Annotated in this window: 9 protein-coding genes; 5 read left to right on the forward strand and 4 right to left on the reverse strand. The window is 70.8% G+C overall.

Annotation, left to right across the window (positions count from 1 at the left end):
- Positions 1–1,461 (reverse strand): tRNA (N6-isopentenyl adenosine(37)-C2)-methylthiotransferase MiaB (miaB, locus tag DQW85_RS34245; protein WP_113703906.1); only part of this gene is annotated, 1,461 nt, incomplete at its 3' end.
- A gap of 135 nt (positions 1,462–1,596) precedes the next feature.
- On the opposite strand from miaB, the gene DQW85_RS34250 reads away from it, so the two are divergent.
- From DQW85_RS34250 to DQW85_RS34270, 5 genes are all read left to right on the forward strand, one after another.
- Positions 1,597–2,352 (forward strand): amino acid ABC transporter ATP-binding protein, encoded by a 756-nt coding sequence (locus tag DQW85_RS34250; RefSeq protein WP_113703907.1) that lies wholly within the window; start codon positions 1,597–1,599, stop codon positions 2,350–2,352.
- A gap of 28 nt (positions 2,353–2,380) precedes the next feature.
- Entirely contained in the window at positions 2,381–3,238 is an 858-nt protein-coding gene (locus tag DQW85_RS34255) for a glutamate ABC transporter substrate-binding protein (protein ID WP_113703908.1), read from the forward strand.
- Positions 3,239–3,299: 61 nt separating this feature from the next.
- Positions 3,300–3,971: an amino acid ABC transporter permease gene (locus DQW85_RS34260; protein ID WP_113703909.1), complete on the forward strand. Its 672-nt coding sequence runs from the start codon at positions 3,300–3,302 to the stop codon at positions 3,969–3,971.
- Positions 3,968–4,843: an amino acid ABC transporter permease gene (locus DQW85_RS34265; RefSeq protein ID WP_113703910.1), complete on the forward strand. Its 876-nt coding sequence runs from the start codon at positions 3,968–3,970 to the stop codon at positions 4,841–4,843. Before DQW85_RS34260 ends, DQW85_RS34265 begins: the two co-directional genes overlap by 4 nt.
- A gap of 98 nt (positions 4,844–4,941) precedes the next feature.
- The gene (locus DQW85_RS34270) at positions 4,942–6,855 is read left to right on the forward strand and encodes a dipeptidyl-peptidase 5 (RefSeq protein ID WP_113703911.1); all 1,914 of its coding nucleotides are present in this window, start codon (positions 4,942–4,944) and stop codon (positions 6,853–6,855) included.
- Between the two features lie 114 nt (positions 6,856–6,969).
- On the opposite strand, the gene DQW85_RS34275 is transcribed toward DQW85_RS34270, so the two are convergent.
- The 3 genes from DQW85_RS34275 to DQW85_RS34285 form a co-directional block, all read right to left on the reverse strand.
- Entirely contained in the window at positions 6,970–7,770 is an 801-nt protein-coding gene (locus DQW85_RS34275; protein ID WP_113703912.1) for an SDR family oxidoreductase, read from the reverse strand.
- Positions 7,771–7,928: 158 nt separating this feature from the next.
- Positions 7,929–9,545, reverse strand: coding sequence for a ribonuclease Y (rny, locus tag DQW85_RS34280; protein ID WP_113703913.1), 1,617 nt, complete (start codon positions 9,543–9,545; stop codon positions 7,929–7,931).
- Positions 9,546–10,240: 695 nt separating this feature from the next.
- The coding region (locus DQW85_RS34285) for an Lhr family helicase (protein WP_420819205.1) at positions 10,241–11,120 on the reverse strand (880 nt) is incomplete at its 5' end.

Below are 11,120 nucleotides of genomic sequence, written 5' to 3' on the forward strand. Positions count from 1 at the left end.
CGGGTCGGTGGCCGGGCGGCCGATCGTGGGCATGCCGAGGAGCACGCCCTTGGCCGTGGGCGCGCCCTGGCGGGCCTCCCAGGCGTCACCGGCCCGGGTGCGGCGCAGGCCGAGCAGGGCCCCGTCGGCCACCAGGTGGTGCGGCGCCGCGTAGGTGACCTCCACCGTCACCATGTCGCCCGGCCGCGGCCGCTCGTCGCCCACCGCGAAGTGCACCAGGCGGTTGTCGGGGGCGCGCCCCGAGAGCCGGTGGGTGGCGTCGTCCTTGCGGCCCTCGCCCTCGGCGACCAGCACCTCCAGCGTGCGGCCCACCTGCTTCTTGTTCTCCACCCAGGAGATCTCCTCCTGCAGGGCGACCAGGCGCTCGTAGCGCTCCTGGACGACCTCCTTGGGGATCTGGTCGGCCATGACGGCCGCGGGCGTGCCGGGGCGGATCGAATACTGGAAGGTGAAGGCGTTGGCGAACCGGCTCTGCCGTACGACGTCCAGGGTCGCCTGGAAGTCGTCCTCCGTCTCACCCGGGAAGCCGACGATGATGTCGGTGGAGATCGCCGCGTCGGGCATGGCGGCGCGGACCCGTTCGATGATGCCGAGGTAGCGCTCGGCCCGGTAGGAGCGGCGCATCGCCTTGAGCACCCGGTCGGAGCCCGACTGCAGCGGCATGTGGAGCTGGTGCATCACGTTGGGCGTCTCGGCCATGGCCGCGATCACGTCGTCGGTGAAGGCCGCCGGGTGCGGTGAGGTGAAGCGGACCCGCTCCAGCCCCTCGACGGATCCGCAGGCGCGCAGCAGCTTGCCGAACGCCAGCCGGTCGCCGAACTCGACGCCGTAGGTGTTGACGTTCTGGCCGAGCAGCGTGACCTCCAGGACGCCCTGCTCCACCAGGGCGCGCACCTCGGCCAGGACGTCGCCGGGCCGCCGGTCCTTCTCCTTGCCCCGCAGCGACGGCACGATGCAGAACGTGCACGTGTTGTTGCAGCCGACCGAGATCGCCACCCAGGCGGCGTAGGGCGACTCGCGCTTGGTGGGCAGCGTGGACGGGAAGACCTCGAGCGACTCCTTGAGCTCGACCTGGGCCTCGCCCTGAACGCGGGCCCGCTCCAGCAGCACCGGCAGCGAGCCGATGTTGTGGGTGCCGAACACCACGTCGACCCACGGCGCCCTGCGGACGATCTCGCCCTGGTCCTTCTGCGCCAGGCAGCCGCCCACGGCGATCTGCATGCGCGGGTTGCCCGCCTTGGCGGGCCGCAGGTGGCCGAGGTTGCCGTAGAGGCGGTTGTCGGCGTTCTCCCGCACGGCGCACGTGTTGAACACGACCACGTCGGCGCTCTCGCCGTCGGCCGCGCGCACGTAGCCCGCCTCCTCCAGCAGCCCGGACAGGCGCTCGGAGTCGTGCACGTTCATCTGGCACCCGTACGTGCGCACCTCGTACGTGCGGGGGCTCTCCTGGGTCACAGTCATGGCACGTTCAAGGGTAGTCGTTGTCCGGCCGGCGACGGCCTCGAGAGATTAAAAGACCAGCTTGACGGCCGGATGTGATCGGATCGGTACCGCTCGGTTAGTGACCAGCGCCCTAACGACCCCTAGGTTTTACGCATGACGGACAACGGGGACGCCGCTCCGCTGGTGCAGCTGGAGCACGTCAACAAATACTTCGGGGCGCTGCATGTCCTGAAGGACATCAACCTGACCGTCTCCCGCGGCGAGGTGCTCGTCGTGATCGGCCCTTCGGGTGGTGGCAAGTCGACGCTCTGCCGGACCATCAACCGGCTGGAGACCATCGACGACGGCGCGATCATCTTCGATGGCGAGCCGCTCCCGGAGGAGGGCAGGGCACTGGCGAGGCTCCGCTCCGAGGTCGGCATGGTCTTCCAGTCGTTCAACCTCTTCGCCCACAAGTCGATCCGGGAGAACGTCACGCTCGGGCCGACCAAGGTGCGGCGCAAGGCGCGCGACGCGGCGGACAAGCGGGCCATGGAGCTGCTGGAGCGGGTGGGCATCGCCGCCCAGGCCGACAAGTACCCCGCCCAGCTCTCCGGCGGGCAGCAGCAGCGTGTCGCGATCGCCAGGGCCCTGGCCATGGACCCGAAGATGATCCTGTTCGACGAGCCGACGTCGGCCCTGGACCCGGAGATGGTCCAGGAGGTGCTCGACGTGATGATCGGGCTGGCCCGTGACGGGATGACGATGATGGTGGTCACGCACGAGATGGGGTTCGCCAGGAGGGCCGCCAACCGCGTGGTCTTCATGGCCGACGGCCAGGTCGTCGAGGAGAACACACCCGACGAGTTCTTCACCAACGCCCAGACCGACCGGGCGAAGGATTTCCTGTCGAAGATCCTTACGCATTGAAGCCCGCAGGAAGATTGAGGTAACGACAATGCAGATGCGCCGAACGGGGGCCGTGCTCGCGGTGGCGGCCATGGCGGCAGGCCTGGCCGCGTGTGGCGGCAACGAGAGCTACCCCAATGCACTGGAGAAGGTCAAAGGCGCCGGCGAGATCGTCGTCGGCACGAAGTGGGACCAGCCGAGCATCGGTCTGAAGAAGGGCACCGCCGACCCCGAGGGCTTCGACGTCGACGTCGCCCGCTACGTCGTGCGCGAACTGAACGGCGGCAAGGACCCGAAGATCATCTGGAAGGAGTCGCCTTCGTCCAACCGCGAGGCGCTGCTCCAGAACGGCACGGTGGACATCATCTTCGCCACCTACTCCATCACCGAGGCCCGCAAGCCGAAGGTGACCTTCGGCGGGCCGTACATCATCGCCCACCAGGACACCATGGTGCGCGCGGACGCCACGGGCATCGCCAAGGCGACCGACCTGAAGGACAAGAGGATCTGCCAGGCGCAGGGCTCCAACTCCTACAAGCGGATCACCGACCCGCCGCCGGACGGCAAGCTGGGCCTGCCCGCCAAGCTGGTCGGCGCGAGCAACTACTCCGAGTGCGTCCAGAAGCTGAGCGGCGGCAACCTCGACGCCGTGACGACCGACAACCTGATCCTGGCCGGTTTCTCCGCCCAGGAGCCGGGCAAGTACAAGCTCCTCAACGACCCGTTCACCGACGAGAAGTACGGCGTCGGGCTGAAGAAGGGCGACAAGGCCACCTGCGAGGCGGTCAACAAGGCGATCGCCAAGATGTGGCAGGACGGCACGGCGACCAAGCTGCTCCAGAAGTGGTACGGCAAGACGGGGATGGAGTTCCCCGCGACCGCGCCACCGGCCGAGGGTTGCGCCTGATCCTCACGCGCGCGGCGGCCGGTGATCCGGCCGCCGCCGCTGTTCTCACTGGTGGAGCACAATGGACGAACTAATCGAGTACGGGCCCGAGCTGTTCAGCGGGTTCACCAAGAACCTGCTGCTCTCGGTCCTCATCGCGTTCTTCTCGCTGGCCGTGGGCACCATCCTGGCGGCCATGCGGGTCTCCCCCACCCCGGTGCTGCGCGCGGCGGGCACGACCTACGTCAACGTGCTGCGCAACACGCCGCTGACGCTGGTGCTGGCCTTCTGCTACCTCGGGCTCAGTGACACGCTCGGGCTGATCTTCTCGACAGAGGTGCCGCTGACCAACTCGTTCTGGCTGGCGGTGCTGGGCATGTCGGCCTACACGGCGGCGTTCGTGTGCGAGGCGCTGCGCGCGGGCGTCAACACCGTGCCGATGGGGCAGGCCGAGGCGGCGCGGGCGATCGGGCTGACGTTCTTCCAGTCGGTACGGCTGGTCATATTCCCGCAGGCGTTCCGGGCCGTCATCGCGCCGCTGGGCAGCGTGCTGATCGCCATGATCAAGAACACCACGGTGGTGGCCGCGGCCGGCTACACGGTGGACGTGGCCGCGGTGATGAGGGAGACCTTCGACACGACCGGCGTCTCCATCCCGATCTTCATCGGCATCGTGCTCGCCTTCCTGGCGGTCGTCCTGCCGATCGGCTGGTACACGGGGTGGCTGTCGAGGAGATTGGCGGTGGCACGATGACGTCGGCGTCCGTACTGTTCGACGCCCCGGGGCGGCGCGGACGGCTGCGCAACAACCTGCTCACAGTGGCCTCCGCGGTGGTGCTGCTGGCCATCACCGTGTGGGCGGTGCTGAAGCTGGCGGAGAAGGGCCAGCTCGACGCCAGGGTGTGGGAGCCGTTCCTCACCGCCGAGGTGTGGCAGGGCTACCTGATTCCCGGCCTGATCGGCACTATCAGGGCCGCGGTGCTGGGCGCGGTGTTCGCGCTGCTGTTCGGCGCGGTGTTCGGCATCGCCCGGCTGTCGGACCACCGGTGGATCAGGATGCCCGCCGGGGCGATCGTCGAGCTGTTCCGGGCCATCCCGCTGCTGCTGCTGATCTTCTTCCTCTGGTTCCTGGCGCCCAGCGTGTTCGGCAGCGGCGACTACGCGCTGTTCGCCATCGTCCTGGCGCTGACGCTCTACAACGGCTCGGTGCTGGCCGAGGTGGTGCGGGCGGGCATCCTCGCCATCCCCAAGGGCCAGTCGGAGGCCGGGTACGCGATCGGCCTGCGCAAGGGCGGCGTGATGCGGCTCATCCTGCTGCCGCAGGCGATCACCGCGATGATGCCGGCCGTGGTCAGCCAGCTCGTGGTCCTGCTCAAGGACACGGCGCTGGGTTACTTCATCGTGTACGTCGACCTGCTCAACATGGGCTTCAAGACGCTGCCGTCGGCGTACCCGGGGACGAAGCTGTCTGCGGCGGTCGTCATCGGGATCATCTACATCGCGATGGCCATGGCGCTCAGCGCGTTCGCCACGTGGCTGGAGCGGCGCAGCCGCCGCAGCCGCAAGACGGCGGCCAGGCCGGTCGCGATCGCCACGGTGGACGGAGGCGGCGCGGGCGGCGCCTGACGCCTGCGGGTCTGACGTCGCGAATTACGGGTAGGGGGCGCTCGCCGGAGTACCGGTGATCGCCCCCGCTCGCGCCGATCTTCCGGCAGGATTCGTCTATGCCCTTCTGGCCATCCCCCATCACCACGACCGACGTCGCCCGTTCAGGTCTCCGGCTGGGCTGGCCCACCACGCTCGACGGCCAGGTGTGGTGGACGGAAGACCGGCCCGACGAGGGCGGCCGCACCACGATCATGCACCGCGCCGCCGGCGGCGCCCGCCGCGAGCTGCTGGCCGCCCCGTGGAGCGCGCGGGCCCGCGTCCACGAGTACGGCGGCCGCCCCTACACCGTGGCCCCGGGCGGAGAGGTCGTCTTCGTCAACCTCTCCGACCAGCGCCTCTACCTCCTCGCGCCCCTCGCCGACGAGCCGAGTCCGATCACGCCGGCCGACGACGGCTCCCGCTACGCCGACCTGCTGGTGCGCGACCACCAGGTCTGGTGCGTACGCGAGCGCCACCACGACGGCAAGGTCTCGCGCTCCATCGTCTCGATCCCGCTGGAGGGCGGCGAGCCGCGCGAGCGCGCCACGGGCGCCGACTTCTACGCCTTCCCCGAGCTCTCCCCCGACGGGCTGCACCTGGCCTACATCAGCTGGAGCCATCCGCGCATGCCCTGGAACGGCACCGAGCTGCGCGTCACCCGGCTCGCCGACGGCGCCTCCTGGACGGTCAAGGGCGGCACCTCGGAGTCCGTCCTCGCACCGCGGTGGAAGGACGACGGCCACCTCTACCTGATCTCCGACTGGTCCGGCTGGTGGAACCTCTACCAGATCGGCCTCTACGGCACCTCGTCGCAGGCGCTCTTCCCCGCCGAGGAGGAGTTCGCCTGGCCGCTGTGGCAACTGGGCGGCCGGCCGTACACCGTGCTCGGCGACGGCCGGCTGGCGGTGCTGCACGGGCGCGGCGACCTGCGGCTGGGGGTGCTCGATCCGGATTCGGGAGAGCTGACCGACCTCGACATGCCCTACGAGGGCTGGGATCCCGCGCTGGTCGCCGACGGCGCGACGCTGGTCGGGGTCGGGTACGGCCCGGCGGTGCCGCGCTCGGTGGTCCGGATCGACACCGTGACGGGGCGGGTGGAGGGGCTCAGGCGCGACATCGCCGAGCTGCCCGACATCGCCTACCTGCCCTCGCCCCGGCGGGTGGAGCTGACCGGCCGGTTCGGCCGCCACGTCCACGCCCGCCTCTACCCGCCGTCCAACCCCGCCATGAGCCCGTCGCACGCCTGGCCGGAAGCCCGGTCGGGCGTCCAGTCGTCGGGGCCTTCGCCGGAGCGCCGTTCGGAGGTCCCGCCCGGCGCTCCCCCGTACGTGATCTTCGTGCACGGCGGCCCGACCGGGCACGCCACCTCGGCGCTCGACCTGGAGAAGGCGCTGCTCACCTCGCGTGGCATCGGCGTGCTCGACGTCGACTACGGCGGCTCGACCGGCTACGGCAGGGCCTACCGCGAACGGCTCAAAGGCCAGTGGGGAGTCGTCGACGTCGAGGACACGATCGCGGCGGCCGAGTGGCTGGCGGCCGAAGGGCTGGCCGATCCGGCCCGCATCGCGGTGCGCGGCGGCAGCGCCGGAGGCTGGACCGTGATGGCGGCCTGCTGCCGTTCCGAGGCGTTCGCCGGCGGCGTCTCCTACTACGGTGTGAGCGCGCTGGCCACGCTCAACGCCCACACCCACGACTTCGAGTCGCGCTACGTGGAGTGGCTCGTCGGTCCCGAGGACCCGATGCTCTACGCCAGCCGCGAGCCGCTCGCCCTGGTCGACGGGGTCTCGTGCCCGATGCTGCTGCTGCAGGGGCTCGACGACCCCATCGTGCCGCCCGAGCAGTCGGCCGCGTTCGCCGACGCGCTGTCGGAGCGCGGCGTCCCGTGCACCTACCTGGCGTTCGAGGGAGAGTCGCACGGGTTCCGCCGGACCGAGACCCGGGCCACCGCCCTCGCCGCCGAGCTGGCCTTCTACCAGCAGATCTTCAGCTGACGGCTGGACCAGTGACCGGCTGACGCCGCCGCCTGCTCATCCTTTCGGCAGCCTGGCCCGTGCAGGTGGCTGACCGCCCTTCGCCTTGGGCCATGGCGGTCGTGGTTGGCGCATCTACCCCTTGCGCCAATCGCCGGAGTGGAGCGCGCCGGCCGCCTGGGGGCCCATCAGACCGAGACCGCCGTCAACGAACACCGTCGATCCCGTCACGTACGACGCCGACGGACTGGCCAGGAAGCCCACCACCGCGGCGACCTCGCGGGCGTCACCCGGCCGGGCGATCGGGTAGCCGGGCCGGGTGCCGGTCTGCGGCGGCACGTCGTCCTGCCCCGTCATCGGTGTGGCGATCTCACCGGGCGCCACGGTGTTGACCGTGATCCCGAACTCGGCCAGCTCCAGCGCGAGCACGCGGCTGAGCATCCGCAACCCGCCCTTGGCGGCGCAGTACGGCCCTGCCCCCACCCGCGGATACTCCTCGTGGACGCTGGTGATGTTGACGATGCGGCCACCCCTGCCCGAGTGGACCATGCGCCGCGCCGCCCGCTGGGCGCACAGGAACGCCCCGTCGAGGTCCACCGCGATCACGGACCGCCAGCGTTCGTAGTCGACGTCGAGCAGCGGCTCGGAGCTGCCGGTGCCCGCGTTGTTGACCAGCACGCCCACGCCGCCCAGCTCCTCGGCCAGGTCGTCCACGACGGTGGCGGCCCGCTCGGGATCGGTCAGGTCGTGGCGCCGCACCGTGGCCGCCTTGCCGAGGTCGCGCACCAGCCGGGCGGTCTCCTCCGCCCCGTCGCTGTCGGAGTGGAAGGTGATGCCCACGTCGAACCCCTGCTCGGCCAGCGCGACGGCGGTGGCCTTGCCGATGCCGGAATCGGCGCCCGTCACGATCGCGACCTGGTCGTAGCCCTCGCTCATGCTTCCCCCCGGTGATGCGGATGGTTGCGGGCCCCCTGCCCGGAATCCTCCTCATGAAGCGCGCTCTCAAGAAGCACGCTCTCAAGAAGCACGCTCTCATGAGGCGCGCTCAACCGGGCGGCCCCGGCCGCGCGCTCTGCGGGCGAAGTCGATGGCGCTCAGCGGGCGAACTCGGTGGCGCGCGACTCCCGGACCACGGTGATGCGGATCTGCCCCGGGTAGGTCAGCTCCTCCTCGACCTGCTTGGCCACGTCGCGGGCGATGACCTGCGCCTGGATGTCGTCGATCGCGTCGGGCTTGACCATCACCCGGATCTCCCGACCGGCCTGCATGGCGAAGACCTTCTCGACGCCGTCGTACGACTGCGCGATCTGCTCCAGCCGCTCCAGCCGCTTGACGTACGCCTCCAGCGACTCGCGGCGGGCGCCGGGGCGGCTGCCGCTGACGGCGTCGGCCGCCTGGGTGAGCACCGCTTCGACCGTGCGGACCTCGACCTCGTTGTGGTGCGCCTCGATGGCGTGCACCACGTCGTCCTGCTCGCCGTACCTGCGCGCGATCTCCGCCCCGATCAGCGCGTGGCTGCCCTCGACCTCGTGCGTGAGCGCCTTGCCGATGTCGTGCAGCAGGGCGCAGCGCTTCATCAGCTTCTGGTCCAGCTTGAGCTCGGCCGCCATGATGCCGGCGATGTGCGCGGACTCGATGAGGTGCTTCAGGACGTTCTGCCCGTACGAGGTGCGGTATCTGAGCTGGCCCAGCAGCAGGGTCAGCTCGGGGTGCATGTCGGTGATGCCCAGCTCCACCAGCGCGTCCTCGCCCGCGCGGGCGCAGAGGTCCTGCACCTCGGCCCGGCTGCGGTCGTGGGCCTCCTCGATGCGCTGCGGATGGATGCGGCCGTCGAGCACGAGCTTCTCGAGGGTCAGCCTGGCCGTCTCCCGGCGTACCGGATCGAAACAGGACAGCAGCACCGCTTCCGGTGTGTCGTCGATGATCAGGTTCACGCCCGTCGTCGACTCGAACGCCCGGATGTTGCGCCCCTCGCGGCCGATGATGCGGCCCTTCATCTCGTCACCCGGCAGGTGAAGCACGCTGACGACCGACTCGGCCGTCTGCTCGGCCGCCAGCCGCTGCACCGCCAGCGTCACGATCTTGGTGGCGCGCTTCTCGCCCTCCTTGCGGGCCTGACCCTCGATCTCCCGGATGATCAGGGCGGCCTCGCGCTTGGCGTGGTTCTCGATCTCCCTGACCAGCTCGGCCTTGGCCTGACCGGCCGTGAGCCCGGCGATCCGTTCGAGGATGACCCGCCGCTCCTCCTCCACCTGCAGGAGTTCGGCGCGCCGGTCGGCCAGCTCGATCTCGGTCTCGGCCAGCTTGCGCTCCCGCTCCGCCTGCCTGCGGGCCTCGTCGTCCAGCCGCTGCTCGCGCTCGGCCAGCCGGCCCTCCCTGCGTTCGAGGTCGGCCCGGAGCTCCTTGAGGTCGGACTTCAGTGTCCGGGTCTCCTCCTCGACCTCGCGCCGCATCTGCGCCGCGCTCTCCGCCGCGGCCTCCGACCTGCGCAGGATCTCCTCGGCGTCCGAATGGGCCTTGCCGCGGATCTCACCGGCGTCCTGGCGGGCCTGTTCGAGCTCCTCGTTGACCGCCTGCACCTGCTCGGGACTGGCCTTGAACGCTTGCGGATGGCTGCCGGACGTGCGCCGCACCACGATCAGCAGCGCCCCGATCATCCCGAACGTGAGCAGGAGCACCGCCACCGACAGCACCACGACTAGCGGCCCCATGTGCGCCCTGCCCTCCTCGCGTCGTCAACACCCAAACAGGCGGCCTCAAAAGCGGGAGGGGTCACACGCAAGGCGCGGAAAGCCGGCCGGAGCCGTCGCCACGACGGATATCGGGCCAGGGCTGACCGGGCGCCGACCTGGTTGGCCGACACCTCGCCCGTCTCGATGGCCCAAGCTCGTTCGTCCGTAGTGCACCGGTATGGCAATCCGCTGCGCGGAGTAACTCCCTCACTGCAGTCGAGGTTATGCGTCCAGCAAGTCACGAGCAAGCAAACGGGTTATCAAGCGTGTCTAATCAGTGGCCACCACTTCATACAGCCGGATATCGACCGTTAGACGGGAATTGCCCTGCACACACCCCACACACCCGGAACGCCCCGCCCCGCCGGACTGAGCCACCACTCCCCAAACGCCACCTCCGCCGCCCCGCGTCGGGCCGACCACCACGTACCCCCCTCAGCACGAACGCCGCCCCGACCGCACCGCACCGCACCCCTCAGCACAGAACCGCCATCCGATCACCACACACCCACCCCTCACCACGGACCGCCACCCCGACCGCACCCCCACCCCTCACCACGGACCGCCACCCGATCACCACACACCCACCCCGCCGATCGCCCAGCCACCACCACCCAAGGACCACAGACACGCGGCACCAGGGAACCGACCACGCCGAGAGGCGGGCGCAGCCCTCAGGCCCGCAACCGCAGCCCCCGCGGGGTCGGGTGGAAGCCCGCCTCCTCCAGCGCCGCAGCGAGAGGCGACTCGACGATCGAGGCGCCGTCGGCGCGCTCGACCGTCAGCTTGCCCAGTGCCCCGTCTCGCACGGCCAGCGCCAGCGCGTCCACGGCGGGCCGGAGCCGCTCGTCATCTTTGAACGACAGGAGCGTCCTGCCGCCCCGCTCCACGTACAGCACCAGGGAGCCGTCGACGAGCACCACGAGCGCCCCCGCCTTCCGGCCCGGCTTGTGCCCGACGTCACCCGGGTGGGCAGGCCACGGCAGCGCGGCCCCGTACGGGTTGGCCGGATCCGCCGCGGCCAGCACGACAGCCCTGCGCACCGCGCCTCCCCCACGACCACCTGCGCCACCTGAGCCAGGCATCTCCCGCGCCACCCCCGCAGTCACCTCTGCCACGCCAGGCATCACCCCGGCCACGCCAGGCGTCGCACCGAAAGCGCCAGGCGGCACCCCCGGCGCGCCTGGGCCCCGCCCGAGGGCCGGGGCCATGGCGCGCATCCGGTCCACTGCCCCCGGCAGTGCGAACTGCGCCCCACCGAGGCCCTCCACGAAGTAGCCCCGGCGGCACCGCCCGCTCTCCTCGTACGCGCGCAGCACCTGGTAGACGGGGGCGAACCCGCCCGGAAGCCGTTCGGACACGACGGACCCCCGTGTCACCACGCCGTGCCGTTCGAGCAGCACCTCGGTCTGCGCCTGCGCTCGCTGGGCGGCGTCCCCGGCCGGTGACGGGAGCAGCCACCACCGCCCGCCGACGGTCGGCGGCCCGCTCCTGGTGGGCAGCACGGCCCGTCGGCGCCGCGTCGTGGCGGGCCGGTGGGCGGGGCGCCCGGTC

Source organism: Nonomuraea lactucae (assembly GCF_003313395.1).
GTDB lineage: Bacteria > Actinomycetota > Actinomycetes > Streptosporangiales > Streptosporangiaceae > Nonomuraea > Nonomuraea lactucae.